This is a genomic window from Citrobacter sp. Cpo100 (assembly GCF_030332595.1).
GTDB lineage: Bacteria > Pseudomonadota > Gammaproteobacteria > Enterobacterales > Enterobacteriaceae > Citrobacter > Citrobacter portucalensis.
In genome coordinates this window covers 328,437-354,817 of sequence record NZ_JAOWHM010000023.1, presented here as the reverse complement: position 1 = coordinate 354,817, position 26,381 = coordinate 328,437, and the positions used below count along the sequence as shown (strand labels likewise).

At 52.7% G+C, this 26,381-nt stretch carries 24 protein-coding genes and 1 rRNA gene; 8 read left to right on the top strand and 17 right to left on the bottom strand.

Annotated elements, in window-relative coordinates:
• Positions 1-12: 12 nt before the first annotated feature.
• Both OGX96_RS02775 and gmhB read right to left on the bottom strand, forming a co-directional pair.
• Positions 13-1,554, bottom strand: a 16S ribosomal RNA gene (locus OGX96_RS02775).
• A gap of 369 nt (positions 1,555-1,923) precedes the next feature.
• Positions 1,924-2,490, bottom strand: coding sequence for a D-glycero-beta-D-manno-heptose 1,7-bisphosphate 7-phosphatase (gmhB, locus tag OGX96_RS02770; RefSeq protein ID WP_003829138.1), 567 nt, complete (start codon positions 2,488-2,490; stop codon positions 1,924-1,926).
• 189 nt (positions 2,491-2,679) lie between these two features.
• Here gmhB and metN point away from each other — a divergent pair, with 189 nt between their 5' ends.
• From metN to proS, 6 genes are all read left to right on the top strand, one after another.
• Positions 2,680-3,711 carry a methionine ABC transporter ATP-binding protein MetN gene (gene metN / locus OGX96_RS02765; RefSeq protein ID WP_286582191.1) on the top strand — a complete coding sequence of 344 codons (1,032 nt, stop codon included), beginning with the start codon at positions 2,680-2,682 and terminating at the stop codon, positions 3,709-3,711.
• Positions 3,704-4,357 carry a methionine ABC transporter permease MetI gene (locus OGX96_RS02760; protein ID WP_003018471.1) on the top strand — a complete coding sequence of 218 codons (654 nt, stop codon included), beginning with the start codon at positions 3,704-3,706 and terminating at the stop codon, positions 4,355-4,357. Before metN ends, OGX96_RS02760 begins: the two co-directional genes overlap by 8 nt.
• 44 nt (positions 4,358-4,401) lie before the next feature.
• On the top strand, positions 4,402-5,217 hold the full coding sequence (metQ, locus tag OGX96_RS02755; RefSeq protein WP_286582189.1) for a methionine ABC transporter substrate-binding lipoprotein MetQ: 816 nt from the start codon (positions 4,402-4,404) through the stop codon (positions 5,215-5,217).
• Positions 5,218-5,333: 116 nt separating this feature from the next.
• On the top strand, positions 5,334-5,738 hold the full coding sequence (gene rcsF / locus OGX96_RS02750; RefSeq protein ID WP_003018477.1) for an envelope stress sensor lipoprotein RcsF: 405 nt from the start codon (positions 5,334-5,336) through the stop codon (positions 5,736-5,738).
• The gene (gene tsaA, locus OGX96_RS02745; RefSeq protein ID WP_003829147.1) at positions 5,735-6,442 is read left to right on the top strand and encodes a tRNA (N6-threonylcarbamoyladenosine(37)-N6)-methyltransferase TrmO; all 708 of its coding nucleotides are present in this window, start codon (positions 5,735-5,737) and stop codon (positions 6,440-6,442) included. The genes rcsF and tsaA overlap by 4 nt, the downstream gene beginning before the upstream one ends.
• A gap of 113 nt (positions 6,443-6,555) precedes the next feature.
• On the top strand, positions 6,556-8,274 hold the full coding sequence (gene proS, locus OGX96_RS02740; RefSeq protein ID WP_003829149.1) for a proline--tRNA ligase: 1,719 nt from the start codon (positions 6,556-6,558) through the stop codon (positions 8,272-8,274).
• A gap of 44 nt (positions 8,275-8,318) precedes the next feature.
• Here proS and nlpE read toward each other — a convergent pair whose 3' ends face one another.
• The 3 genes from nlpE to OGX96_RS02725 are packed head-to-tail and all read right to left on the bottom strand — an operon-like array spanning position 8,319 to position 10,012.
• Positions 8,319-9,017 carry an envelope stress response activation lipoprotein NlpE gene (nlpE, locus tag OGX96_RS02735; protein ID WP_085951559.1) on the bottom strand — a complete coding sequence of 233 codons (699 nt, stop codon included), beginning with the start codon at positions 9,015-9,017 and terminating at the stop codon, positions 8,319-8,321.
• Between the two features lie 30 nt (positions 9,018-9,047).
• Positions 9,048-9,470: an alternative ribosome rescue aminoacyl-tRNA hydrolase ArfB gene (arfB, locus tag OGX96_RS02730; protein WP_032942412.1), complete on the bottom strand. Its 423-nt coding sequence runs from the start codon at positions 9,468-9,470 to the stop codon at positions 9,048-9,050.
• Positions 9,467-10,012 carry a YaeQ family protein gene (locus OGX96_RS02725; protein WP_003018497.1) on the bottom strand — a complete coding sequence of 182 codons (546 nt, stop codon included), beginning with the start codon at positions 10,010-10,012 and terminating at the stop codon, positions 9,467-9,469. Before OGX96_RS02725 ends, arfB begins: the two co-directional genes overlap by 4 nt.
• 188 nt (positions 10,013-10,200) lie before the next feature.
• Here OGX96_RS02725 and OGX96_RS02720 point away from each other — a divergent pair, with 188 nt between their 5' ends.
• Both OGX96_RS02720 and rof read left to right on the top strand, forming a co-directional pair.
• Positions 10,201-10,401: a YaeP family protein gene (locus tag OGX96_RS02720; RefSeq protein WP_003018499.1), complete on the top strand. Its 201-nt coding sequence runs from the start codon at positions 10,201-10,203 to the stop codon at positions 10,399-10,401.
• Positions 10,388-10,648, top strand: a complete 261-nt coding sequence (gene rof / locus OGX96_RS02715) for a Rho-binding antiterminator (protein WP_003018503.1) — start codon at positions 10,388-10,390, stop codon at positions 10,646-10,648. Before OGX96_RS02720 ends, rof begins: the two co-directional genes overlap by 14 nt.
• A 42-nt stretch (positions 10,649-10,690) precedes the next feature.
• On the opposite strand, the gene tilS is transcribed toward rof, so the two are convergent.
• The 12 genes from tilS to bamA all read right to left on the bottom strand — a co-directional run bounded on the left by tilS (position 10,691) and on the right by bamA (position 26,367).
• Positions 10,691-11,986, bottom strand: a complete 1,296-nt coding sequence (gene tilS / locus OGX96_RS02710; protein ID WP_286582186.1) for a tRNA lysidine(34) synthetase TilS — start codon at positions 11,984-11,986, stop codon at positions 10,691-10,693.
• A 61-nt stretch (positions 11,987-12,047) separates the two neighbouring features.
• Positions 12,048-12,437 carry a VOC family protein gene (locus tag OGX96_RS02705; protein WP_286582184.1) on the bottom strand — a complete coding sequence of 130 codons (390 nt, stop codon included), beginning with the start codon at positions 12,435-12,437 and terminating at the stop codon, positions 12,048-12,050.
• Positions 12,438-12,503: 66 nt separating this feature from the next.
• Positions 12,504-14,642 carry a lysine decarboxylase LdcC gene (gene ldcC, locus OGX96_RS02700; protein WP_048236098.1) on the bottom strand — a complete coding sequence of 713 codons (2,139 nt, stop codon included), beginning with the start codon at positions 14,640-14,642 and terminating at the stop codon, positions 12,504-12,506.
• Between the two features lie 99 nt (positions 14,643-14,741).
• Positions 14,742-15,701 (bottom strand): acetyl-CoA carboxylase carboxyl transferase subunit alpha, encoded by a 960-nt coding sequence (accA, locus tag OGX96_RS02695; protein ID WP_003829164.1) that lies wholly within the window; start codon positions 15,699-15,701, stop codon positions 14,742-14,744.
• Between the two features lie 12 nt (positions 15,702-15,713).
• Positions 15,714-19,196, bottom strand: coding sequence for a DNA polymerase III subunit alpha (gene dnaE, locus OGX96_RS02690; RefSeq protein ID WP_008786271.1), 3,483 nt, complete (start codon positions 19,194-19,196; stop codon positions 15,714-15,716).
• A 24-nt stretch (positions 19,197-19,220) separates the two neighbouring features.
• On the bottom strand, positions 19,221-19,817 hold the full coding sequence (gene rnhB, locus OGX96_RS02685; protein ID WP_003018518.1) for a ribonuclease HII: 597 nt from the start codon (positions 19,815-19,817) through the stop codon (positions 19,221-19,223).
• Positions 19,814-20,962, bottom strand: coding sequence for a lipid-A-disaccharide synthase (lpxB, locus tag OGX96_RS02680; RefSeq protein WP_286582181.1), 1,149 nt, complete (start codon positions 20,960-20,962; stop codon positions 19,814-19,816). Before lpxB ends, rnhB begins: the two co-directional genes overlap by 4 nt.
• Complete coding sequence (gene lpxA, locus OGX96_RS02675; RefSeq protein WP_003018525.1) at positions 20,962-21,750, bottom strand: acyl-ACP--UDP-N-acetylglucosamine O-acyltransferase; 789 nt, start codon at positions 21,748-21,750, stop codon at positions 20,962-20,964. Before lpxA ends, lpxB begins: the two co-directional genes overlap by 1 nt.
• 3 nt (positions 21,751-21,753) lie before the next feature.
• Positions 21,754-22,209, bottom strand: a complete 456-nt coding sequence (fabZ, locus tag OGX96_RS02670) for a 3-hydroxyacyl-ACP dehydratase FabZ (protein WP_003018528.1) — start codon at positions 22,207-22,209, stop codon at positions 21,754-21,756.
• Positions 22,210-22,312: 103 nt separating this feature from the next.
• Complete coding sequence (lpxD, locus tag OGX96_RS02665; protein ID WP_006686790.1) at positions 22,313-23,338, bottom strand: UDP-3-O-(3-hydroxymyristoyl)glucosamine N-acyltransferase; 1,026 nt, start codon at positions 23,336-23,338, stop codon at positions 22,313-22,315.
• A gap of 3 nt (positions 23,339-23,341) precedes the next feature.
• A complete protein-coding gene (gene skp / locus OGX96_RS02660; RefSeq protein ID WP_003018533.1) occupies positions 23,342-23,827 on the bottom strand; it encodes a molecular chaperone Skp in 486 nt (161 codons plus the stop codon).
• Between the two features lie 122 nt (positions 23,828-23,949).
• Positions 23,950-26,367, bottom strand: a complete 2,418-nt coding sequence (gene bamA, locus OGX96_RS02655) for an outer membrane protein assembly factor BamA (protein WP_111466090.1) — start codon at positions 26,365-26,367, stop codon at positions 23,950-23,952.
• Between the last annotated feature and the right edge of the window lie 14 nt (positions 26,368-26,381).

Here is a 26,381-nt window from a genome sequence, read left to right as displayed (position 1 = left end):
GGTTCTTTAAGGTAAGGAGGTGATCCAACCGCAGGTTCCCCTACGGTTACCTTGTTACGACTTCACCCCAGTCATGAATCACAAAGTGGTAAGCGCCCTCCCGAAGGTTAAGCTACCTACTTCTTTTGCAACCCACTCCCATGGTGTGACGGGCGGTGTGTACAAGGCCCGGGAACGTATTCACCGTGGCATTCTGATCCACGATTACTAGCGATTCCGACTTCATGGAGTCGAGTTGCAGACTCCAATCCGGACTACGACATACTTTATGAGGTCCGCTTGCTCTCGCGAGGTCGCTTCTCTTTGTATATGCCATTGTAGCACGTGTGTAGCCCTACTCGTAAGGGCCATGATGACTTGACGTCATCCCCACCTTCCTCCAGTTTATCACTGGCAGTCTCCTTTGAGTTCCCGGCCTAACCGCTGGCAACAAAGGATAAGGGTTGCGCTCGTTGCGGGACTTAACCCAACATTTCACAACACGAGCTGACGACAGCCATGCAGCACCTGTCTCAGAGTTCCCGAAGGCACCAAAGCATCTCTGCTAAGTTCTCTGGATGTCAAGAGTAGGTAAGGTTCTTCGCGTTGCATCGAATTAAACCACATGCTCCACCGCTTGTGCGGGCCCCCGTCAATTCATTTGAGTTTTAACCTTGCGGCCGTACTCCCCAGGCGGTCGACTTAACGCGTTAGCTCCGGAAGCCACGCCTCAAGGGCACAACCTCCAAGTCGACATCGTTTACGGCGTGGACTACCAGGGTATCTAATCCTGTTTGCTCCCCACGCTTTCGCACCTGAGCGTCAGTCTTTGTCCAGGGGGCCGCCTTCGCCACCGGTATTCCTCCAGATCTCTACGCATTTCACCGCTACACCTGGAATTCTACCCCCCTCTACAAGACTCTAGCCTGCCAGTTTCGGATGCAGTTCCCAGGTTGAGCCCGGGGATTTCACATCCGACTTGACAGACCGCCTGCGTGCGCTTTACGCCCAGTAATTCCGATTAACGCTTGCACCCTCCGTATTACCGCGGCTGCTGGCACGGAGTTAGCCGGTGCTTCTTCTGCGAGTAACGTCAATTGCTGCGGTTATTAACCACAACACCTTCCTCCTCGCTGAAAGTACTTTACAACCCGAAGGCCTTCTTCATACACGCGGCATGGCTGCATCAGGCTTGCGCCCATTGTGCAATATTCCCCACTGCTGCCTCCCGTAGGAGTCTGGACCGTGTCTCAGTTCCAGTGTGGCTGGTCATCCTCTCAGACCAGCTAGGGATCGTCGCCTAGGTGAGCCGTTACCCCACCTACTAGCTAATCCCATCTGGGCACATCCGATGGCAAGAGGCCCGAAGGTCCCCCTCTTTGGTCTTGCGACGTTATGCGGTATTAGCTACCGTTTCCAGTAGTTATCCCCCTCCATCGGGCAGTTTCCCAGACATTACTCACCCGTCCGCCACTCGTCACCCAAGGAGCAAGCTCCTCTGTGCTACCGTTCGACTTGCATGTGTTAGGCCTGCCGCCAGCGTTCAATCTGAGCCATGATCAAACTCTTCAATTTAAAAGTTTGATGCTCAATGAATTAAACTTCGTAATGAATTACGTGTTCACTCGTTGAGACTTGGTATTCATTTTTCGTCTTGCGACGTTAAGAATCCGTATCTTCGAGTGCCCACACAGATTGTCTGATAAATTGTTAAAGAGCAGTTGCGACGCGCTTTAGCGCTCTGTCGCGAGGTGGCGTATATTACGCTTTCCTCTTTCAGAGTCAACCCTCATTTTCAGGTTTTTCTCTTCAACCGAACCGGCTGTTTGTGTGAAGTGATTCACATCCGCCGTGTCGATGGAGGCGCATTATAGGGAGTCGACTCAGGAAGACAAGCGGAAAAATGCATTTTTGTTTCAACCGCTCACCTTTTATCCACAACGCTTACTTTTGCTGCTTTTTTATCGCCATTGGCAGGTCTGCCAGACTATTTATGACCAAATCTGCCGCATTTTCTGCTTCCGGCGTGACGGGTTTGCCCGTGCGGACCAATACCTTCGTGCCAACATTCGCAGCTGCCGCCGCCTGCATATCTTCAATTTTATCGCCTACCATATAAGAAGCAGCCATATCGATGTGCAAGAAGTCTCGGGCGGAGATAAACATGCCAGGATGCGGTTTACGGCAGTCGCAGACCTGACGATACTCTTCTACAGTACCCTGCGGGTGATGCGGGCAGTAGTAGATACCATCCAGCTCAACGTCGCGATCGGCCAGCGACCAGTCCATCCATTCGGTCAACGTTTCAAACTGCGCCTCAGTAAATTTACCACGCGCGATACCAGACTGGTTCGTCACGATAATAAGCGCGTAACCCATTTTCTTAAGTTCACGCATGGCATCAATAACGCCGTCGATAAACTCAAACTCGTCGATCTCATGTACATAACCGTGGTCCACATTAATGGTACCGTCACGGTCGAGAAAAATTGCGGGTACAGACTTTGCCACCTTTTATAGCTCCTGAATAAGGCATGTGACTCTAGTATCGCATGTTTCAGCGGGCAAGAAAGTGCTCATCGTGCAAAGCCCGATTGATTTAGACGTCTGGATGCCTTAACATCCATCTTGTTGACGGCTTCGACCGTACCTGACAGACGAAAATGCCACGGCTAACTTAATTACGATAATAAATAACCAATGATTAAACTTTCGAATATCACCAAAGTGTTCCAGCAGGGGACTCGCACCATTCAGGCGCTAAATAATGTCAGCCTGCATGTTCCTGCCGGGCAGATTTATGGCGTTATTGGCGCCTCCGGTGCCGGTAAAAGTACGCTCATCCGCTGCGTTAACCTACTCGAACGCCCTACCGAAGGCAGTGTTCAGGTTGGCGGTCAGGAGCTGACCACGCTTTCTGAGTCGGAGCTGACTAAAGCTCGCCGTCAAATCGGCATGATTTTTCAGCACTTTAACCTGCTCTCTTCCCGTACGGTGTTCGGTAACGTCGCACTACCGCTGGAACTGGATAACACGCCAAAAGAAGAGGTCAAACGCCGCGTAACAGAACTGTTGGATTTGGTTGGTCTTGGAGACAAGCACGATAGCTACCCGGCCAACCTTTCCGGTGGACAAAAACAGCGTGTGGCGATCGCCCGTGCGCTGGCAAGTAATCCCAAAGTGTTGCTGTGCGATGAAGCCACCAGCGCACTCGATCCAGCAACGACACGCTCGATTCTGGAATTATTGAAAGATATTAATCGTCGTCTGGGACTCACCATTCTGCTGATTACTCACGAGATGGACGTTGTAAAACGTATTTGTGACTGCGTGGCAGTCATCAGTAATGGTGAACTGATTGAGCAAGACACCGTTAGTGAAGTGTTCTCACACCCGAAAACGCCGCTGGCACAGAAATTTATCCAGTCCACGCTGCACCTGGATATTCCGGAAGATTATCTGGAACGTTTAAAAGCGGAGCCGGAAGCCGACAGCGTGCCGATGCTGCGTATGGAATTCACCGGTCATTCGGTCGATGCACCGCTACTTTCTGAGACGGCCCGTCGCTTTAATGTGAATAACAACATTATTAGCGCGCAGATGGATTACGCCGGCGGTGTAAAGTTCGGCATCATGCTGACTGAAATGCACGGCACACAGGAAGATACACAAGCAGCCATTAGCTGGTTGCAGGAACACCATGTAAAAGTAGAGGTACTGGGTTATGTCTGAGCCGATGATGTGGCTGCTGGTTCGCGGCGTATGGGAAACGCTGGCAATGACCTTTGTGTCCGGTTTTTTTGGCTTTGTGATTGGTCTGCCGGTCGGCGTGTTGCTGTACGTAACGCGTCCGGGGCAAATTATTGAGAACGCGAAGCTCTACCGTACGCTCTCTGCGCTGGTGAACATTTTCCGTTCCATCCCGTTCATCATCTTACTGGTGTGGATGATTCCGTTCACCCGCATGATCGTAGGCACCTCTATCGGACTGCAGGCAGCTATCGTTCCGCTGACCGTCGGTGCCGCGCCGTTTATCGCCCGTATGGTGGAAAACGCGCTGCTCGAAATCCCGACCGGGCTGATAGAAGCCTCTCGTGCGATGGGCGCCACGCCGCTGCAAATTGTACGTAAGGTATTACTGCCAGAAGCACTGCCAGGACTGGTCAATGCGGCCACCATCACCCTTATCACGCTGGTTGGTTACTCCGCGATGGGCGGTGCCGTCGGTGCCGGTGGTCTTGGACAGATTGGCTATCAGTACGGCTATATTGGTTACAACGCTACCGTAATGAATACAGTACTGGTATTGCTCGTCGTTCTGGTTTATTTAATTCAGTTATCCGGCGATCGCATCGTCCGGGCTGTCACGCACAAATAACGTTGCACACAACACTAAAAACTCATTAAGAAAAGGAAATAAGCATGGCGTTCAAATTCAAAACCTTTGCGGCAGTTGGAGCCCTGATCGGTTCTCTGGCACTTGTGGGTTGCGGTCAGGATGAAAAAGATCCTAATCACATCAAAGTGGGCGTTATTGTTGGCGCAGAGCAGCAGGTTGCAGAAGTCGCGCAGAAAGTGGCAAAAGAAAAATACGGTCTGGACGTTGAGCTGGTCACGTTTAACGATTACGTTCTGCCTAACGAAGCGCTGAGCAAAGGCGATATCGATGCTAACGCCTTCCAGCACAAACCGTACCTGGACCAGCAGATCAAAGATCGCGGTTATAAGCTGGTTGCTGTAGGCAATACTTTTGTTTACCCGATTGCGGGCTACTCCAAAAAAATCAAATCACTGGATGAGCTGCAGGGCGGTTCCCAGGTCGCGATTCCAAACGACCCGACTAACCTTGGTCGTTCCTTGCTGCTGCTGCAAAAAGTGGGCTTAATCAAACTGAAAGACGGTGTTGGCTTGCTGCCGACCGCGCTGGACGTGATTGAAAACCCGAAAAACCTGAAGCTGGTTGAACTGGAAGCACCGCAGCTGCCGCGTTCCCTGGACGATGCACAAATCGCACTGGCGGTCATCAACACCACCTACGCCAGCCAGATCGGCCTGACTCCGGCAAAAGACGGTATCTTTGTTGAAGATAAAGATTCCCCGTACGTAAACCTGATTGTAACTCGTGAAGACAATAAAGATGCTGAGAACGTGAAGAAATTCGTTGAAGCATACCAGTCTGACGAAGTGTACGAAGCAGCAAACAAAGTCTTCAACGGCGGTGCTGTTAAGGGCTGGTAATTTTAGGCTGTTTACAGAATCTGTAATATCATCAGGACGGGCGCTTGCCCGTCTTGTCATTTATGCAAGCACCTGATTCAATATCTGACGTTTAGATCATTCATTGAGGAAATATTATGCGTGCTTTACCGATCTGTTTAGTAGCACTCTTGCTGAGCGGCTGTTCTATGTTAAGCAGATCCCCTGTTGAACCCGTTCAAAGCACCGCAACCCCGCCGAAAGCGGAGCCGGAAAAACCGAAAGCACCGCGCGCTACGCCGGTAAGAATCATTACTAACGCTGAAGATTTAGTAGGCAAACCGTTCCGCGATCTTGGCGAAGTTAGCGGTGAATCCTGCCAGGCTTCAAACCAGGATTCCCCTCCGAGCATTCCAACCGCACGCAAACGCATGCAGATTAACGCATCAAAAATGAAAGCTAATGCGGTATTGCTGCACAGTTGCGAAGTGACCAGCGGAACGCCGGGTTGCTATCGTCAGGCGGTTTGCATCGGTTCTGCACTGAACATTTCGGCGAAATGAGCCATTTTCAGTTCGAGCAAATAGGCGTTATCCGCTCACCTTATAAAGAAAAGTTCGCCGTTCCACGCCAGCCCGGTCTGGTGAAAAGCGCCAGCGGTGAACTGCATTTGCTCGCACCTTATAACCAGGCCGATGCCGTTCGCGGCCTGGAAGCCTTCAGTCATTTGTGGGTGATTTTTGTTTTTCACCAGACAATGGAAGGTGGATGGCGTCCGACCGTGCGCCCTCCCCGCCTTGGCGGCAACGCCAGAATGGGTGTCTTTGCCACGCGTTCAACGTTTCGTCCTAACCCTGTTGGCATGTCGTTGGTTGAGCTACGGGGCATCCGCTGCCATAAAGAGCACGTGATCCTCGAACTCGGTGGGCTGGATCTTGTTGATGGCACGCCAGTCGTAGATATAAAACCGTATCTGCCGTTTGCCGAATCGTTACCCGATGCTCGCGCCAGCTATGCTCAGGATGCCCCCCAGGCCAGCGTAGACGTGACGTTCAGTGAAGATCTCGCGGAGCAGCTACCGAAGCTCGAACAACGTTACCCACATCTTCGTCAGTTTATTGCCGAAGTGCTGGCGCAGGATCCGCGTCCTGCCTACCGTAAAAACGAGGAAGAAGGCAAAACCTACGCCGTCTGGCTGCTGGACTTTAACGTCCGCTGGCGCGTCACGCCGTCAGGATTTGAGGTCTTTGCTCTGGAAGCCCGCTAATTTGCGTCGCGTACTCTTTTGACATCCCTTTCTCGCTGGTAAACTAAACCACTTTTGTTTTGTGCCAGGCTCGTTTTGAGCCTGTTCGATCGTTCAACTGGAACCGTAACAACATGCGTACTAGCCAATATCTGCTCTCCACTCTGAAGGAGACACCTGCCGACGCCGAAGTCATCAGCCACCAGCTGATGCTGCGCGCCGGGATGATCCGCAAGCTGGCCTCCGGGTTATATACCTGGCTGCCGACCGGCGTGCGCGTCCTGAAAAAAGTCGAAAACATCGTGCGTGAAGAGATGAACAACGCCGGTGCGATCGAGGTGTTGATGCCGGTCGTTCAGCCTTCTGAACTGTGGGAAGAGAGCGGCCGTTGGGAACAATACGGCCCGGAACTGCTGCGTATTGCTGACCGTGGCGATCGTTCGTTCGTCCTCGGCCCAACGCATGAAGAAGTGATCACCGACCTGATCCGTAACGAGCTAAGCTCTTACAAACAGCTGCCGCTGAACTTCTATCAGATTCAGACCAAATTCCGTGACGAAGTCCGTCCGCGCTTCGGCGTGATGCGCTCCCGCGAATTCCTGATGAAAGATGCATACTCTTTCCACACCTCTCAGGAATCCCTGCAGGAAACCTACGACGCGATGTACGCTGCGTATAGCAAAATCTTCAGCCGTATGGGGCTGGATTTCCGTGCAGTACAAGCGGATACCGGTTCTATCGGCGGCAGCGCCTCTCACGAATTCCAGGTACTGGCGCAGAGCGGCGAAGACGATGTGATCTTCTCCGACTCCTCTGACTATGCGGCGAACATCGAATTTGCCGAAGCCGTTGCGCCGAAAGAGCCGCGCGCGGCAGCAACCCAGGAAATGACGTTGGTAGATACGCCGAACGCTAAAACCATCGCCGAACTGGTTGAGCAGTTCAACCTGCCTATCGAAAAAACCGTGAAAACCCTGCTGGTGAAAGCGGTTGAAGGCAGCAGCTACCCGCTGGTCGCCCTGCTGGTTCGTGGCGATCACGAGCTGAACGAAGTCAAAGCGGAAAAACTGCCGCAGGTTGCCAGCCCGCTGACCTTTGCCACCGAAGAAGAAATTCGTGCGCTGGTAAAAGCAGGTCCTGGCTCGCTCGGTCCGGTGAATATGCCAATTCCGGTGGTTATCGACCGTACCGTTGCAGTAATGAGCGATTTCGCTGCCGGTGCCAACATCGACGGTAAACACTATTTCGGTATCAACTGGGATCGCGACGTGGCCACCCCGGAAGTTGCTGACATCCGTAACGTGGTCGCCGGCGACCCTAGCCCGGACGGCAAAGGTACGCTGATGATCAAACGCGGTATCGAAGTCGGCCACATCTTCCAGTTGGGTACCAAGTACTCTGAAGCGATGAAAGCCGCTGTTCAGGGCGAAGATGGCCGTAACCAGACGCTGACTATGGGCTGCTACGGTATCGGGGTCACTCGCGTAGTCGCTGCTGCTATTGAACAGAACTTTGACGATCGTGGCATCGTATGGCCAGATGCCATTGCCCCGTTCCAGGTCGCCATTCTGCCGATGAACATGCACAAATCCTACCGTGTGCAGGAGTTGGCTGAAAAGCTGTACGCTGAGCTGCGCGCGCAGGGTATCGAAGTGCTGATGGACGATCGTAAAGAGCGTCCGGGCGTGATGTTTGCCGATATGGAACTGATCGGTATCCCACACACCATCGTGCTGGGCGACCGTAACCTCGACAACGACGATATCGAATACAAATACCGTCGTAACGGCGAGAAAGAGCTGATTAAAACCGGCGACATCGTCGACTTCCTGGTCAAAGCCATTAAAGGCTAATACCAACAAAAAGGCCCTGATTATCAGGGCCTTTTTTCTATCGATTAATTACACGCTTTACCAGGGATAAATTTCGCGTCTTTATCCGCCATCAACGTTTTCACTTTCTCACCCGTATCCGGGTTTGACTCCAGCGTGAAATGCGCCTCAAGCGTCAACAGTACGGACTGTCCGTTTTCCGCACGAGCGGCTAAATAGTCGCGTTCAAGCTGAGCGTTATTCGCCACCGGCATCCGTTTACCCGTTGCGCAGTCGGTAAAGATTGCCGCGTCAGCCATATAGAAATACATGCCTCGCATCGGCATTGGCGTCACCGGTAAGCTGGCGGAAACCGGCTGGAGCGTGTAGTTAAACTGTGACTCAATCGGGTTACCTTCACGATCGAGCATTTCCAGCGCCTCGCCTTTAGCCCGGTAGTACGATTTTTCACCTTTGCTGTCGGTCAGCACCAGTTTGTCGGCTGTACGCGCCCATGTGCCATAAGAGGCAAATGAAGACGGTTCATCCCGCACGCCCTGATAGCGTTCGTTCATCACCCATGTACCGTCTTTTTCCAGAAACAGAGAGGTTTCAATCCCTTCGCAGTCCGCGCAAGGTAAGATGCCACGCCAGCTTTGCTGCATCGGTTTTAATTCTGCCGCCCGCGTCGGCTGTAGTACTTCAACTTCAGTACGGTTATTACAGCCGATCAAGGAAAAAAGCGTGCATGCAGCGACCACGGACAATATTGCTGTTTTCACTATCAATTCCTTATTAATTTTTATTCCCGCTCGTCAGTCTTGCGTTCGACGAACTCTCCCGCGCAGTGCTTTCACTGTGGATTTTTGCGCCTTCGATGACAACCTGCGCTCTTTCGAGGCGCGCGTAGGGCGAGTTGCCTGTCGGCTTTTTTGCACCGCGGTTAATTCTTTTATCACCGCCACCAGTCGGGAGATTGCCGCTTCCCGATTGAGCTCCTGGCTACGGTATTCCTGCGCCTTAATGATAATAATGCCATCGCCGCTAATCAGATGATGGCTGGCGGCCAGCAGGCGTTCCTTGTAATACTCTGGCAGGCTCGAGGCCCGAATGTCAAAGCGCAAATGGATAGCCGTCGAGGTCTTGTTAACGTGCTGACCACCCGCGCCTTGTGCCCGAATCGCCGTGATTTCCAGCTCATTATCAGGGATAGAGACGTTTCGGGAGAGAACAATCATGAACGCGGCTGCCACGCGGTCAGATGAATTTCCAGATTGTTCTGAGAGTCGGACAGCCAAATAGCGCCGTCCTGAATAGTCGCCTGCAGCGCCATTGTACGACCAGCAAAATCACTCAGTTGCGCCAGCTGTTCATCATCCAGATACCACACGGTGAGATTTTTAAACTGCGCACATTTGTTCTGGTTTTGCTGCCACCAGATCTGAGCCGCACGGCTGTTGTAGGCAAACAGAGCAACCTCACCAGACTGGGTACAGGCTTTCTTGATACGGCGCTCATCCGGCAGACCCAGCTCAATCCAAAGATCGATGCCCAGATGGTCGTTACGCAGCCATGCTTCAGGCTCGTCTTCCGCACTCAGGCCACGCGTGAACTGCAGCCGTTCATCGGCATATTTAATCCAGGCCAGCAGGCGCAGCATCATGCGCTCCTGGGTTTCAGAGGGGTGACGCGCCAGCGTCAAGGCCGCGTCAAGAAACTGGTTGCGGTCAAGATCCGCTACGTTGACGACGGCTTTATAAATTGTCGCTTTAAGCGCCATGGGAGAACTCCTTTCGAATCAGGCGCACATTGTAGCGAAAACTGCGGCAAAAGGCTGCTAACTGCTCATCTATCAAGGCGCTGATATTGCTTGAATGAGTATGGTATAGTCACCTTGCTAAACAGAGTTTATCTTCGTAGGCTTAGACTTGCATCCACGGTTAAGTCAGAGTGCTGACAGGAGGGCATGTGGAAAAATATTGTGAGTTAATACGCAAGCGGTACGCGGAAATCGCCAGCGGAGACTTAGGGTATATCCCGGATGCGCTGGGTTGCGTATTGAAGGTGCTTAATGAAGTGGCGGCAGACAGCGCCCTTCCAGAGTCGGTTAGGGAAAAAGCGGCCTATGCTGCCGCGAACTTACTGGTGAGCGATTATGTCAATGAATGAAACGTATCAACCCATCAATTGCGATGATTACGACAATCTTGAACTCGCCTGCCAGCACCATTTGTTACTGACGCTGGCGTTAAAAGATGGCGAAGTTTTGCAGGCGAAAGCGAACGACCTGGTTTCACGCAAAAACGTGGAGTATCTGGTCGCAGATGTCGCAGGTGAAACCCGGGAGCTTCGCCTCGACAAAATTGCCAGCTTCAGCCACCCGCAGATCGGTACCGTGGTGGTCAGCGAATCCTGATTATTTTGGTGCCGGATGACGGTGCAAAGCACCTTATCCGGCCTACTTTCCACGCCAAACCAGACTCACGCCTTCTTCATCTTCCGCCGCTCCCTCACGCGTCACGAAAACACCCGCAGCCGCAATCAACGTTTCGCCGTAAAACAGCATCGGTGTGGTATCTCGTCGCCAGGGTGGAATCCCCTGCTCCTGCCAGATTTTCTTTAATTTCCGTCCACCGTTACGCCCGACAATATGCAATAACCCTGGTGCTTTGAAACGAATGCTGACAGCTTCATCCGCTTGCGGCATGCGCAATTCACCCGCAGAAATTAACTGAACCGAACCCAATCCGGCAGGCAGCGCCAACGGTGTTTTCCACTCTAACCATGGGATAACGGTTTCGCTTTGCCCATCGACTGACTTCACCCACCACAGCTGTGACTGATAACGACGGACCTCGTACTCCCCGAGGCGAAAACAGGGTGAGGCATCTTCCCGCGCCAGCGCCACTTCCTGCCAGATACGTTCCAGTCCATCACGAGAAGGCATCGGCGCATTTAACCCCGCCAGCCAGCGACGAAGTAGCGCGGCACGACGCACGTCGCTCATCATCATTAACGGTACCAGTAGCAGTGTGCCATGGGCTGTGATGCAATCGGCTAAATCGCTGGCCAGCAGTTCATCCAGTAAACTCTCCTGCTCAGCACACAGCGCGGCGCTGCGGGCTACGGCTTGCGCGAAGTGCGGCCAGCGCTGTTGCAGCAATGGGGTAACGCGCAATCTGAGAAAATTGCGATCGTAGGTATCATCCTGATTGCTTTCATCTTCAATCCAGCATAATTCATGCTGCTGCGCCCATGCTTCAAGCGCCTCTCGCGTTTGCGCCAGCAGCGGTCGAATCAGCTGGGTTCCGGCGAACGGTGAGTTTTCGCCCATGGCGGAAAGTCCGGCAGGGCCGCTGCCGCGCTTAAGCGCCAGCAGAAAGGTTTCACACTGGTCATCGAGATGCTGGGCAGTCATTAGCACCTCGCCCGGTAGTAAGGTCTGCGCAAATGCCTGATAGCGCGCGCGTCGTGCCTGAGCTTCGATGCCCAGACCATCATCCTCAAGGTGTACCCGCTCAACCACCAGCGGCACCTGCCACTGCATACATACTGACTCACAGTGCTGCACCCAACTGTCTGCATGTGGGCTTAATCCGTGATGAATATGGATTGCGCGTAAAGCGACCTCAGGATGCTGCGCTCGCCACTGCACCAGCTGATGCAGGAGTACGGTTGAGTCCAGCCCGCCGCTAAAGGCGACCAAAATCGATTGAGAATTCAGCAGTGAAGTGTTCAGCGTGAGTGTCGTCATGATGGTTACTTACAATGGCATTGCCCGGCACGTTACCGGGCTAACGCCACAATGACAAGCCTTACAGCTCGTACAGTTCGAGGGGCAATCCGTCCGGATCGTTGAAAAACGTAAAGCGTTTACCGGTAAATGGATCGATACGTATGGATTCACACTTCACGTGGTGTGCTTCCAGATGCGCGATCGACTTTTCCACATCCTCCACGCTGAACGCCAGATGACGCAAACCGCAGGCTTCCGGTCGGCTCGGACGGCAAGGTGGAAACGGGAAAGAAAAAAGCTCAATCACATACTGGCCGTTCAATGCCAGATCGCTTTTCCACGAGTCTCTCTCTTCCCGATAGGCTTCGCTCATCAGTGTAAAGCCAAGCACATCGCAGTAAAATGCCTTACTCGCCGCGTAGTCCGTCGCAATAATGGCAATATGGTGAACCTGTTTTAATCCCAGCATAGCGTCATCGCCTCTTTCATTTTTCTGTCAGCACGTTACTCGTACGTCTTAGGGTCAGGCAAGTCGTTATGCCATTTTTAAGACTCTCACGCGATACACGCCATCCTCGCCCAGTTTAGCGCCATGGATATCGGTTTCAAATCCCGGGTAGCGCTGCCCCACCGAACACAGCATCAGAAGAAAATCGAGGACAGCCCGGCTTTTGGCAGTGATCATTTCCCCGGGCATCAAGAGCGGCACGCCTGGAGGATAAGGCAGGATCATATTGGCGGACACGCGTCCTACCAGTTGATCAAGCGCCACGGTTTCCACCTCACCTTTGATCTGCCGCTGCCAGGCCTGGTGCGGTGTCATTTTCATTTCCGGCAAGGTATCAAATGCCCGCAGCATCAGTCCGGAGAGATCGTGCTGGCGGATCAGCTTATGGATCCCCTGTGCCAGATCCTGAATACGCATATTGCGATAGAAATCGGGATCTTCAGCATACAGATCCGGCAGCATATTTTTCACGCGTAAATTCAGATCGTACGAGCGCTTAAATTCCGTCAGGCCACGTAGTAGCCCCATCGCCCGGGTTTTATCAATGCCAATACTGAACAGGAATAACAGGTTATACGGTCCCGTTTTTTCGACGACGACGCCGCGTTCATCAAGGAATTTCGCCACCAGCGCCGCGGGGATCCCCTCTTCGCTCATATTTCCCTGTTCATCCATTCCCGGCGTCAGAATCGTGACCTTCACCGGGTCGAGGAACATGTGGTCGGCATCAGCATCAACAAATCCGTGCCAGTCTTCACCAGGCGCTACCGGCCAACATTCTGCTTCATCGACCTTTTCCGGCTGCCAGATATCAAAGAACCAGCCATCCGACTCTTCGCGCAGACGCTGCACTTCTTTACGGAAATGCAGCGCCCGTTCCACCGAACGATTGATTAACCGCTTGCCGGAATTGCCACGCAGCATTGCCGCCGCCGTTTCTATCGACGCCACAATCGGATAGCTCGGAGACGTGGAGGTGTGCATCATAAAGGCTTCGTTGAACGTGTCTTCATCATAGTCACCCTTAATGTGGATCAGCGAAGCCTGTGACAACGCCGCCAGCATCTTGTGGGTGGACTGGGTTTCAAATATCACCTTTCCCGGTACCCGTTCGCCGCTCATCCCGCTTTTCCCCTGATAGATCGGATGAAAATGGGTATACGGCACCCAGGCTGAATCAAAATGGATGGAGGACACATCCAGGGTTTGCTTGATCCAGTTGGTGTTATAAAGCAGCCCGTCATAGGTGGAGTTGGTGATCACCGCGTGTACCGGCCATTGCGCCTGAGTCGTCTCTTCTACCTTGCGTTCAATACTTGCACGGGTAAATTCCCGACGGGGTATACCGCCGAGGATCCCCAACGCGTTACGCGTAGGCTTCAGCCAGATTGGCACCACATCGCTCATCATCAGCAAATGCGCCAGCGACTTATGGCAGTTGCGGTCAATCAGTAACGTACTGCCTGCAGGCGCAGCATACATGCCGACAATCTTGTTCGATGTCGAGGTGCCGTTGGTCACCATATAGCTCTGTTCGGCACCAAAAGTACGCGCGATGTACTCCTCCGCTTCGAGGTGTGGTCCGGTATGATCAAGCAATGAACCCAGTTCGGTTACGGAAATGGACACGTCGGCTTTCAGCGTATTGCCGCCAAAGAAATCATAGAACAGGCAGCCGACCGGGCTTTTCTGGTACGCCGTACCCGCCATGTGCCCGGGCGTACAGAAGGTATACTTTCCTTCCTTCACATAGGTAAACAGCGCCTTGGTGAACGGAGGCGTGATGTTATCGAGGTATTCGCTGGTGTACTGGCGAATGCGGGTGGCAATGTCTTCAGACTGACCCAGCGCATACTCAAAAAACCACAGCGCCATGCGCAGGTCGTGCGCACTGACATCCATCGTCGAATGGGTATTAATAAAGGCGTAGAGCGGGAGATACTCGTTGAGCTGGTTGATGTCACTACACAGCTCCAGGCTATATTCATCCCAGTCAAAAATGACGCCGCAAATTCGCGGGTTGTGTTCGATAAACTTCAGCAGGTCAACGCTATTCTGCGGCCAGATAATCTGAAATCCCTGCTGTTGCAGCGCACGTTCAAGTTCCTTGATGGGCTCATCTTTATAAAAGACGCCATGCGGTCCCATGATGGCAATGATATTCATGCGTTCCTCCTGGAAAAACCTTAGTTAATCATAGCCTGGCCAAACCACAGGTAAAAAAAAGGGCCACAACGTTGTGGCCCTTTTCGGAATTAATGCAGTTTACGCGTAACCGTAGCTCATCAGACGCTGGTAACGACGGTTTTTCAGATCGTCTTTGCTTAACACGTCGAGATCGGCGAGATCGGCCAGCAGCTGTGCTTTCAGGGACGCAGCCATCACTTCCGGATTGCGGTGTGCGCCGCCTAACGGTTCCGGAATGATAGAGTCGATAAGCTTCAGCTCTTTCAGACGCGGGGCAACAATTCCCATCGCTTCTGCGGCCAGCGGTGCTTTGTCGGCGCTTTTCCACAGAATTGAAGCACAACCTTCCGGGGAGATAACGGAATAGGTGCTGTATTGCAGCATATTCACTTTATCGCCTACACCGATCGCCAGCGCGCCACCGGAACCACCTTCACCGATAACGGTACAGATTACCGGTACGCTCAGACGCGACATTTCACGCAGGTTGCGTGCGATCGCTTCTGACTGACCACGCTCTTCCGCGCCCACGCCCGGGTAAGCCCCTGGGGTGTCGATGAAGGTAATGATCGGCATGTTGAAACGCTCGGCCATTTCCATCAGACGCAGCGCTTTGCGATAGCCTTCCGGCGCTGGCATGCCGAAATTACGGCGAATCTTTTCTTTGGTCTCACGGCCTTTCTGATGACCAATGATCATCACCGGACGACCATCCAGACGCGCGATACCGCCGACAATAGCTTTATCATCCGCATAGGCACGATCGCCCGCCAGCTCATCAAATTCATCAAACGCCAGGCGGACATAATCCAGGGTGTACGGACGCTGTGGATGGCGCGCCAGTTGGGCTACCTGCCATGCGCCAAGATCGGCGAAGATTTTACGCGTCAGTTCTACGCTTTTTTCACGCAGGCGATGCACTTCTTCATCGATGTTAATATCCAGTTTCTCATCCTGACGGCTAACCGCAGTCAAAGAATCGATTTTTGCTTCCAGCTCTGCAATCGGCTGTTCAAAATCAAGGAAATTCAGACTCATAGTATTCCTGTATTAGTCAAACTCCAGTTCCACCTGCTCCGAACCAATAAGGCCACGGAGATCGTTTAGCAAACGATCGCTCGGAGAAACACGCCACGTCGCGCCAAAACGCAACCGCGCACGTGCATCCGCCCTCTGATAGTAGAGATGTACTGGAATTGTCCCCGAGCGGTGGGGTTCCAGAGACTGACGGAGTCGGTTTAAAAGCTGGTCATCAATTTGCCTGTCCGTCAGCGAGATAGCAAGCCCGCGAGCATATTTTTCCCGGGCTTCGTCAATATCCATGACTTCACGGGCCATCATTTTAAGCCCGCCGCTGAAGTCATCAAAGCTGACCTGTCCGCTGACGATAAGTATGCGGTCTTTTTCCAGCAATTGCTGGTATTTATCCAGAGCATCGGTAAACAACATAACTTCCAGACGTCCGGAACGGTCATCCAGTGTACAGATGCCGATACGATTGCCGCGCTTGGTGACCATTACCCGCGCAGCAATGACGAGCCCCGCAGCCGTGGTGACTTTACCACGTTCTGTCGGATGCATGTCTTTCAGCCTGTAGCCTCCGACATAGCGCTCAATTTCTTTTAAATACTGGTTGATGGGGTGTCCCGTCAGGTAAAGCCCCAACGTTTCACGCTCACCATCTAATACCACCTGCTCCGGCCACGGTTGGCAACTGGCATAGGATTGTTCAATTTGCTCCGGTTCTTCCGCCAGCACGCCAAACATATCGGCCTGACCGATGGCTTCGGCTTTTGCATGCTGATCGGCGGCTTTTAGCGCATCGTTGAGCGAATTCATCAACGCCGCGCGATGCGGACCAAGGCGATCAAACGCCCCAGACATAATTAGCTTTTCCAGCACCCGGCGGTTAAGTTTTTTGATATCCGTGCGCGCACAGAGATCAAACAGCTCACGGAAGTAACCGCCTTCGTTACGCGCCTCAATAATAGCTTCAATTGGTCCTTCACCCACGCCTTTTATCGCGCCGATGCCATAAACAATCTCGCCATCATCATTCACGTGAAAATGGTAAAGCCCGGAGTTGATATCCGGCGGCAGGATTTTGAGCCCCATACGCCAGCATTCATCTACCAGCCCGACCACTTTCTCAGTGTTATCCATATCGGCGGTCATTACCGCCGCCATAAACTCAGCAGGATAATGCGCCTTCAGCCACAGCGTCTGGTAAGAGACGAGCGCATAGGCTGCGGAGTGCGATTTGTTAAATCCGTAACCGGCGAATTTCTCCACCAGGTCAAAGATTTTCATCGCCAGTTCGCCGTCTACGCCGCGCTTTTTCGCCCCTTCTTCAAAGGTGCCGCGCTGCTTAGCCATCTCTTCCGGCTTTTTCTTACCCATCGCACGACGCAGCATATCCGCGCCGCCAAGGGTGTACCCGGACAACTCCTGGGCAATCTGCATAACCTGTTCCTGATACAGGATAATGCCGTAGGTCGGCTCCAGTACCGGTTTCAGACACTCATGCTGCCATTGTACGTCCGGGTAGGAAATCTCTTCGCGACCATGCTTACGGTCGATAAAGTTATCTACCATCCCCGACTGTAGCGGACCTGGGCGGAACAGAGCCACCAGTGCGATCATGTCTTCGAAGCAGTCAGGCTGCAGACGTTTGATCAGGTCTTTCATACCGCGGGATTCAAGCTGGAAGACCGCCGTGGTCTCCGAGCGTTGCAGCATATCGAAGCTTTTCTTGTCATCCAGCGGGATGGCCGCAATATCCAGCGGTGGCTCACCGTTCTTTTCACGGCGCGCGTTGATCATTTCCAGCGCCCAGTTGATGATGGTGAGCGTACGCAGGCCGAGGAAGTCGAACTTCACAAGACCGGCATATTCCACGTCGTTCTTATCAAACTGAGTAACCGGGTGCAGCCCCTGCTCATCGCAGTACAGAGGCGCAAAATCAGTAATTTTTGTCGGTGCGATAACCACACCACCGGCGTGCTTACCAGCGTTACGCGTGACGCCTTCCAGCTTACGCGCCATATCGATCAGCGCTTTAACCTCTTCATCTGCCTCATAGATTTCTGGCAGTTGGGGTTCGGCTTCAAAGGCTTTTGCCAGCGTCATGCCCGGGTCGGGCGGCACCAGTTTCGAAATACGGTCAACGAAACCGTACGGATGCCCCAGCACGCGGCCCACGTCGCGGATAACCGCTTTTGCAGCCATCGTACCAAAGGTAATAATCTGCGAAACCGCATCACGACCGTACATTTCCGCCACGTGCTCGATAACCTGGTCGCGTTTCTCCATACAGAAGTCAACGTCGAAGTCGGGCATTGAGACACGTTCCGGGTTAAGGAAACGTTCGAACAGCAGGTCAAATTCCAGCGGATCGAGATCGGTAATTTTCAGCGCATAGGCGACAAGTGAGCCAGCGCCGGAACCACGTCCCGGGCCTACCGGTACGCCGTTATCTTTCGACCACTGGATAAATTCCATAACGATCAGGAAGTAGCCAGGGAATCCCATCTGGTTGATAACTTTAAGTTCAACTTCCAGACGTTCATCGTAAGGCGGGCGCTTTTGCGCACGAACTTCAGGGTCAGGGAACAAAAATTCGAGACGTTCTTCCAGCCCTTCGCGTGATTTCGCCACGAGGAAATCCTCGGTGGTCATATCGCCGGTCGGGAACTGCGGCAGGAAGTATTCGCCCAGACGCACCGTCACGTTGCAGCGTTTGGCTATCTCGACGGTGTTTTGCAGTGCTTCCGGAATATCGGAGAACAGCTCGCACATCTCATCTTCGCTGCGCATGTACTGCTGCGGCGAATAGTTACGCGGGCGTTTCGGGTCATCAAGGGTGAACCCGTCGTGGATTGCTACGCGGATTTCATGCGCGTCGAAATCTCCGGTTTCCAGGAAGCGGACATCGTTAGTCGCCACCACCGGTAGACCACGCGTTTCGGCTAGCGCTACAGCTGCGTGCAGATAATTTTCTTCATCTTGCCTGCCGGTGCGAATCAGTTCGAGGAAATAGCAATTGGGAAAATGTTCTTCGTAAAACGCCACGCACTCGTCAACCAGTGCGCTATTGCCGCGCAGCAGGCTGCGTCCGACATCGCCCATGCGACCGCCGGAGAGCAAAATCAAACCTTCTTTTAGCTCAACCAACCAGTCCCGGTCGATAACCGGTCCTTCTGCGCCATAGCCGCGCTGATAGGCTTTCGAAATCAACAACGTCAGGTTCTGATAGCCGGTATTATTTGCGGCCAGCACGGTGAGCTGCGTGAGTTCATCGCCCAACAGCTCACTGCGGACATGAAAATCTGCGCCAACTATCGGCTTGATACCCGCGCCGTGGCCCGCTCCGTAAAACTTCACCAGACCACACAGGTTGGTAAAATCGGTGATCGCCAGCGCAGGCATGCCTAAAGCGGCCGCCTTTTTCACCAGCGGCCCGGTTTTCGCCAGCCCATCGATCATGGAGTAGTCGCTGTGCACCCGTAGGTGGACGAAACGTGGTTCAGACATCTTCAGATTCCTTCGACACAAGAATCAGGACGAGAGTCCCAGTGCGCGTTTGACGGGGCCAAAGCTGCGGCGATGGTGCTCAGTCGCACCATGCAGTGCCAATTTTTCCAGATGAAATGCGGTTGGATAGCCTTTGTGCTGTGCAAAACCATACTGTGGAAAAACCGTATCCAGCGCCGCCATTTCAGCGTCACGGGTCACTTTTGCCAGAATCGATGCGGCGCTAATCTCCGCCACGCGGCTATCACCTTTGACCACCGCCATCGACGGTACCGGTAATGCCGGGCAACGATTGCCGTCAATCAGCACGTATTCGGGCGCAATATGCAGACCCGCAACAGCACGCTGCATGGCCAGCATGGTGGCATGCAAAATGTTCAGCTCGTCGATTTCATGCGGTTCCGCCCGACCAAGGCTCCAGCTTAACGCTTTTTCTTTAATTTCATCAAACAGCGCCAGGCGACGTTTTTCTGACAGTTTTTTTGAGTCGTTAAGACCGATAATAGGGCGAGCCGGATCCAGAATGACGGCAGCTGTGACGACTGCGCCAACCAAAGGGCCGCGCCCGACTTCATCCACACCCGCCACTAAATGCGTATGCGGATACACAAATTCAATCATTGCGCTAACTCCAGGACCGCATCCGCCGCCTGCTCATCAGCATTGCAACGGATCTGCTGGTGCAGTTCACGGAATGTGTCGTGCATCGCATGGCTGGTTTTACCATTTGCCAGCAACGGCAACAGCGCTTGCGACAGCGCCTGCGGTTCACACTCTTCCTGCAACAGCTCTTTAACCAGTTCTCTTCCCGCCAGCAGGTTAGGTAGCGAAACGTAATCCGTTTTCACCAGGCGCTTCGCCAGCCAAAAGGTGAAGGGTTTCATACGGTAGCCAACCACCATCGGGCATTTTGCCAGCATACATTCCAGCGCGGCGGTACCTGAAGCCAGCAGTGCGGCATCGCTGGCCACCATTGCTTCACGTCCCATACCATTGAGCAGATGTACAGAAAGCTCCGGTGCAACTTCCGCTTTAATGCGTTCAAACTGCTCGCGACGTTTGGCATTCACCAACGGCACCACCACTTCGAGATCCGGATAATGCTGGCGTAATAGCTGCGCCGTTTTCAGAAAATCGGCGCTGAGCATCTCCACTTCTGCACCGCGGCTTCCTGGCAGTAGCGCCAGGCAGTGAGCGTCATGAGGAATGCCCAGAACATCACGCGCCGCATTTTTATCCGGGTCCAATGGCATGGCATCCGCCATGGTATGACCGATAAAGCGGCACGGGACGTTAAATTTGTCATAAAACGCTTTTTCGAAAGGCAGAAAGGCCAGCACCATGTTGGTGGATCTGCCTATTTTGAAAACGCGTTTCTGTCGCCACGCCCAGACGGACGGACTGACATAATGAATGGTTTTAATGCCCTGTTTTTTCAAGTTCCCTTCGAGGGTAATGTTGAAATCAGGTGCATCAATGCCGACGAAAACATCCGGCTTTAATTCGGTGAATCGGCGAGTGAGGTCGGCACGAATATGCAGTAAACGGCGCAGGCGTCCGAGCACTTCAACAATACCCATGACCGCCAGCTCTTCCATTTCGTACCAGGCTTCACAGCCTTCGGCCTGCATCAGCGGCCCCGCCACGCCAACAAAACGCGCATTGGGAACGCGAGCCTTGAGTGCACGAATTAACCCTGCACCAAGAATATCGCCGGAGGTTTCTCCGGCGACGAGGGCTATCGTTAAAGGACGCTGTTCAGTCATTAACGAATCAGGCCACGCGTTGAGCGCTCAAAGAAGTCGCTGAAAGCCTGAACTTCGGGATACTGTTTCGCCAGTTCCGCGATTTCGGGTTTCACTTCTTCCAGCGTTTTACCGCTACGGTACAACGCTTTGTAGGCGTTACGAATCGCGGTAATCGCTTCGCGGGTGAATCCACGACGCTTCAAACCTTCGATATTGACGCCAAACGGCGTCGCGTGGTTGCCTTGGGCGATAACGTACGGAGGCACATCCTGGGCCACACCAGAACAGCCACCAACCATCACATGCGCACCGATGATGCAGAACTGATGCACCGCAGTCATGCCGCCGATGATAACAAAATCATCAAGCGAAACATGTCCGGCAAGCGTGGCGTTATTCGCCAGAATACAGCGGTTGCCTACCGTACAATCATGCGCGACGTGCGCATTAATCATCAGTAAGTTATCGCTGCCCACCTTCGTCACTCCACCGCCCTGCACTGTGCCACGATGAATGGTGACGCTTTCGCGGATGCGGTTGCGATCGCCAATTTCCACACGGGTCGGTTCACCAGCATATTTAAGATCCTGGTTAACTTCACCGATGGAGGCAAACTGATAGATCTCGTTATCGCGACCAATTTTTGTATGGCCATTCACGACAACGTGAGACTTCAGTACGGTACCCTCACCAATTTCAACATGGGGTCCAACAATACAAAATGGGCCAATGTGAGCATTGGCACCAATGCTGGCGCCCTCTTCTACAATGGCGGTCGGGTGAATAAAGGCGGATTTATCAATCACGTATCAGGCCTCCCGGCTACGGGCACACATCATCGTTGCTTCGCACACAACTTTACCGTCGACCAGCGCAACCCCTTTAAAACGGGTCAGGCCACGGCGCGTTTTCTCGAAAGTCACTTCCATGATCATCTGATCGCCAGGCACGACAGGACGCTTAAAGCGTGCTTCATCAATACCAGCGAAATAATACAGTTCGCCTGGTTCCAGTTTTCCTACGCTTTTAAACGCGAGGATACCGGTAGCCTGTGCCATCGCTTCCAGAATCAATACGCCAGGGAAAATAGGTTTACCCGGGAAGTGGCCCTGAAAGAAAGGCTCGTTAACGGATACATTTTTCACTGCGCGCAGAAAACGACCTTCTTCAAAATCCAGCACGCGGTCAACCAGCAGAAACGGAAAACGGTGCGGCAGAAGTTCTAAAATCTCTTCAATATGCAGAGTATGAGTGTTAGTAGTCAAAATACTCTTCCTGTCAAAATATACTAAAAGGCAATAATAACACGGCCTGTCGCAATCGTATGAATGGGACAGGCCGAAAAGTCAGACATGCAAAAAAGGTGCTTTAGTCTTGTTGATTAACCTTGCGCTCAATCGCTTTGAGGCGCTTGCTCATATCATCAATATTCATCACCAGTGCAGCTGTTTTACGCCATACCTTGTTGGGTTGTAGCGGAATGCCTGAGGAGTAGACGCCAGGTTCAGTGATAGGACGCATCACCATACCCATGCCAGTTACCGTAACTTTGTCGCATATTTCCATATGCCCATTGATCACGCTGGCACCGCCAATCATGCAATAACGGCCAATCTTCAGGCTACCCGCCATAATGACGCCACCGGCTACCGCCGTATTGTCGCCAATCACAACGTTATGCGCAATCTGGCACTGGTTATCAATGATAACACCATTACCGATCACAGTATCGTCCAGAGCACCACGGTCAATGGTGGTACAAGCGCCGATCTCGACGCGATCGCCGATAATCACGCGACCAAGCTGGGGGATCTTCACCCAGTTACCACGATCGTTCGCGTAACCAAATCCATCAGATCCAACGACGGTGCTGGACTGGATCAGGCAATTTTCACCGATCTGGATGTCGTGGTAAATCGTCACATTCGCCCACAAGCGTGAACCTGCACCGATTTTGGTATTTTTTCCGACGAAGCAACCTGCACCGATAACCACGTTATCGCCCAGTTCTACGCCAGACTCAATGACCGCATTTGCGCCCACAGAGACATTATTACCCAGCTTCGCCGTCGCATCGATCGCTGCACTGGGTGCAATGTTCTGTGCAGGCTGAGGCGTGGTATCTAAAATTTGCGCCATACGTGCATAGGTCAGGTAGGGATTCTTCACTACCAGCGCCGCACTCTTAGCAAAAGGAAGATCGTCCTGCGTCATCACAACGGCAGACGCCTGGCATACGCCTAAATGTTCACGGTATTTAGGATTCACCATGAACGTGATATTGCCAGTTTGCGCAGATTGCATGGACGCTACGCCGGTGATGACGATATCGCCATCACCGTGTAATTCTGCATCCAACTGCTCTGCTAAATCAGCCAGTCGAATTGAAGGCATTACTTATTTAACCTGTTTCAGTACGTCAGCGGTGATGTCTTTTACATCGCTGCTGTTGTATGCAACGGTGTTTGCGTCAACGACCAGATCAATGCTCTGGCTGCTGGCAACAGATTTCACAGCTGTCTGGATACGAGTAACCAGTTTGCCACGTTCTTCGTTGGAACGACGTGCACGATCCTGCTCGAAAGCCTGAGCTTTCTGAGAGAAAGTCTGGCGCTGAGCCATGACGTCTTTTTCCAGCTTGGTACGATCGCTACCTGCTTTCATTGATTGCAGACGCTGCATTTTAGATTGCAGATCGGATTCCATACGCTGCAGTTCGCTGGCACGGCCTTTGAACTCGTTTTCCAGCGTAGCAGAAACACCCGTCTTCTGTGCAACCTGTTGGAACAGGCTACCCATATTGACGATTGCAATTTTGTCAGCAGCCTGTGCGGACGTTGCCATCGCTAAACCGAGACCTGCAGCTAATAACCACTTTTTCACAATTAACTCCTTACCATCCCATTTGCACCCGAAGGTGCAGTTCTTTGCGTGGCCAGGCGATCCCATGCAAGATCGCCTAAAGTCATCGCTACACTACCACTACATTCCTTTGCGAAGAACAGTTACCAGGTTTTACCAATGTTAAACTGGAACTGTTCCGCTTTGTCTCCATCGTACTTCTTGAACGGCTGGGCGTAGGAGAAAACCAACGGCCCCAATGGGGACATCCATTGTAACGCGATACCTGCAGACATACGGATATTGCTCGGATCACCGTAATCTGGAACCCCAATAGCGCGAGTTTGATCGCTATCCTGCCAGTTAGTATCCCAAACGGTACCCATATCCCAGAAGAAGGAGGTACGGACCGAGTTAGCATACTTATCGCTGATAAACGGCGTCGGGGTAATAAATTCCAGGCTGGCTACGGCCATGGCGTTACCACCGACCGCATCGTCTGATTTACAGTACGAACCGTCTTTATTGGTACACTCTTCGTAGCTGTCAGTATCGCCGGCGTAAGCCCCAGGTTTATAGACCGCTTTCGGACCGATGGTATTAGACTGGAAACCACGCACGGTGCTGGAGCCACCCGCATAGAAGTTCTCGTAGAACGGCAACTCTTTGCTGCCTATACCGTCTCCATAACCTACCTTGGTACGACCCAGGACGACCCATTTATGATCGTCATCGATCGGCACATAGGTCGCGGTATCCAACGTCGCTTTATAGTATTCGTTGTCAGAACCCGGAATGGTCACTTTGCCGTTCAGGTTGACGCGCGTACCTTCCGTTGGGAAGTAGCCGCGGTCAAGCTTGTTATATGTCCAACCATAGTTAAAGGTGAAGTCATCCGCAGCAAAGCTGTTGGTATTGGTCTCACCCATTGACTCAAGATAACGATCCATCGCAACCTGCGGCTGCATATTGGACAGTTTGTTATGTACATAACCCAGGCCCGCACGCAACGTGTTGTATTCGTTGACCGGGAAGCCCAGCGTCACGTCTGTACCATAACTTTTGTTGGTATAGTCGGACAGGTCTGCATCATCCGCTTCAAAGTCGTTATAGAAGACGCGGCCACCAAGGCTCACACCATCAACGGTGAAGTACGGGTTAGTGACAGACAACTCAGTATAGGTCTGGTAGTCGTTTTTGGTGCCGTTAATCCCGACAGAATAACCGGTACCTAACCAGTTATCTTGCTGAACGCCAGCCTGGAAGCTCACGCCGCTCTCGGTACCGTAACCGACGCCGAAGTTAAAGCTACCGGTGTTACGCTCTTTGACCTTGTAGACCACATCAACCTGATCCGGGCTGCCCGGAACACGCTGAGTATCGGTATCAACGGTTTCAAAGTAACCCAGACGGTTCAGACGCTCTTTACCCTGGTCGACCAGATCGCTGCCCAACCATGCGCCTTCCATCTGACGCATTTCGCGACGCAGAACGGAGTCTTTAGAAGTGTCGTTACCTTCAAAACGGATCTTACGCACATAGAAACGGTTACCCGCATCCACGTTTACACGTAATTTAACGGTTTTGTCGGCGTCGTTGATTTCAGGCTGCGACTGAACGCGCGGATAGGCATAGCCATAGCGACCCAGAAGCTTCTTGATGTCATCTTCCATTTTGGTCACTTTGGTGCCGTTATAGAGTTCACCTGGCTCGATCTTCGTCAGGGTCTCAATTTCGGCGGAGTGCCCGGCCAGGTTACCGCTCACCTGAACCCCAGAAAGCTTGTACTGCTCGCCTTCAGTGATGTTAACGGTGATGTAGATGCCTTTTTTATCCGGCGTCAGGCTGACCTGAGTGGAATCAATATTGAAGCGAGCATAACCGCGATCCAGATAGTAGCTACGCAGGGTTTCAAGGTCGCCCGCCAGCTTCTGTTTCTGGTATTTACGATCGCCCACCACGTTCCACCACGGCACTTCGTCACGCAACTGGAAGTGAGAGATAAGTTCGTCAGTCGAGAAGGCATGGTTGCCGACGATATTGATCTGTTGGATCTTCGCCGAAACACCTTCCTGGAAGACCAGCTTGAGGTCAACGCGGTTACGCGGCAACGGCGTCACCACCGCTTTCACACTGGCGCTGTACTTACCGACGCTATAGTAGAAATCTTCCAGGCCCTTTTCGATATCGGCAAGCGTTGTGCGATCCAGAGACTCGCCAACACGCACGCCAGACGCCTCGAGGTTTTGCTTCAGCATGTCATCTTTCACCGATTTGTTACCGGAGAAAGTGATGCTGGCAATCGTCGGACGTTCTTTTACCTGAACCAGAAGGGTATCACCATCGCGCAGGACGCGGACATCCTCAAAGTTTCCGGTGGCGAACAGAGCACGAATGGTATTACTGATGTCTTCATCATTAACCGTGTCGCCTGTGCGCACCGGCATACTGAGGAGAGCCGCACCAACGGCGACTCGCTGTAGGCCTTCGAAATGAATGTCCTTCACTACGAACCCTTCAGCACCGTATACGGTGGCGCTGCTAAACAGCAGCGACGCTATGAGCAACTTTTTCATCGCCATCGTTATTATGCGTT

What these genes read in the sequence shown, in the direction of transcription:
- metN (WP_286582191.1), top strand. Translation starts at nt 2,680, where the DNA reads ATGATTAAACTTTCGAATATCACCAAAGTGTTCCAGCAGGGGACTCGC.
- OGX96_RS02760 (WP_003018471.1), top strand. Translation starts at nt 3,704, where the DNA reads ATGTCTGAGCCGATGATGTGGCTGCTGGTTCGCGGCGTATGGGAAACG.
- metQ (WP_286582189.1), top strand. Translation starts at nt 4,402, where the DNA reads ATGGCGTTCAAATTCAAAACCTTTGCGGCAGTTGGAGCCCTGATCGGT.
- rcsF (WP_003018477.1), top strand. Translation starts at nt 5,334, where the DNA reads ATGCGTGCTTTACCGATCTGTTTAGTAGCACTCTTGCTGAGCGGCTGT.
- tsaA (WP_003829147.1), top strand. Translation starts at nt 5,735, where the DNA reads ATGAGCCATTTTCAGTTCGAGCAAATAGGCGTTATCCGCTCACCTTAT.
- proS (WP_003829149.1), top strand. Translation starts at nt 6,556, where the DNA reads ATGCGTACTAGCCAATATCTGCTCTCCACTCTGAAGGAGACACCTGCC.
- arfB (WP_032942412.1), bottom strand. Translation starts at nt 9,470, where the DNA reads ATGATTGTTCTCTCCCGAAACGTCTCTATCCCTGATAATGAGCTGGAA.
- OGX96_RS02725 (WP_003018497.1), bottom strand. Translation starts at nt 10,012, where the DNA reads ATGGCGCTTAAAGCGACAATTTATAAAGCCGTCGTCAACGTAGCGGAT.
- rof (WP_003018503.1), top strand. Translation starts at nt 10,388, where the DNA reads ATGTCAATGAATGAAACGTATCAACCCATCAATTGCGATGATTACGAC.
- tilS (WP_286582186.1), bottom strand. Translation starts at nt 11,986, where the DNA reads ATGACGACACTCACGCTGAACACTTCACTGCTGAATTCTCAATCGATT.
- OGX96_RS02705 (WP_286582184.1), bottom strand. Translation starts at nt 12,437, where the DNA reads ATGCTGGGATTAAAACAGGTTCACCATATTGCCATTATTGCGACGGAC.
- ldcC (WP_048236098.1), bottom strand. Translation starts at nt 14,642, where the DNA reads ATGAATATCATTGCCATCATGGGACCGCATGGCGTCTTTTATAAAGAT.
- accA (WP_003829164.1), bottom strand. Translation starts at nt 15,701, where the DNA reads ATGAGTCTGAATTTCCTTGATTTTGAACAGCCGATTGCAGAGCTGGAA.
- dnaE (WP_008786271.1), bottom strand. Translation starts at nt 19,196, where the DNA reads ATGTCTGAACCACGTTTCGTCCACCTACGGGTGCACAGCGACTACTCC.
- rnhB (WP_003018518.1), bottom strand. Translation starts at nt 19,817, where the DNA reads ATGATTGAATTTGTGTATCCGCATACGCATTTAGTGGCGGGTGTGGAT.
- lpxB (WP_286582181.1), bottom strand. Translation starts at nt 20,962, where the DNA reads ATGACTGAACAGCGTCCTTTAACGATAGCCCTCGTCGCCGGAGAAACC.
- lpxD (WP_006686790.1), bottom strand. Translation starts at nt 23,338, where the DNA reads ATGCCTTCAATTCGACTGGCTGATTTAGCAGAGCAGTTGGATGCAGAA.
- bamA (WP_111466090.1), bottom strand. Translation starts at nt 26,367, where the DNA reads ATGGCGATGAAAAAGTTGCTCATAGCGTCGCTGCTGTTTAGCAGCGCC.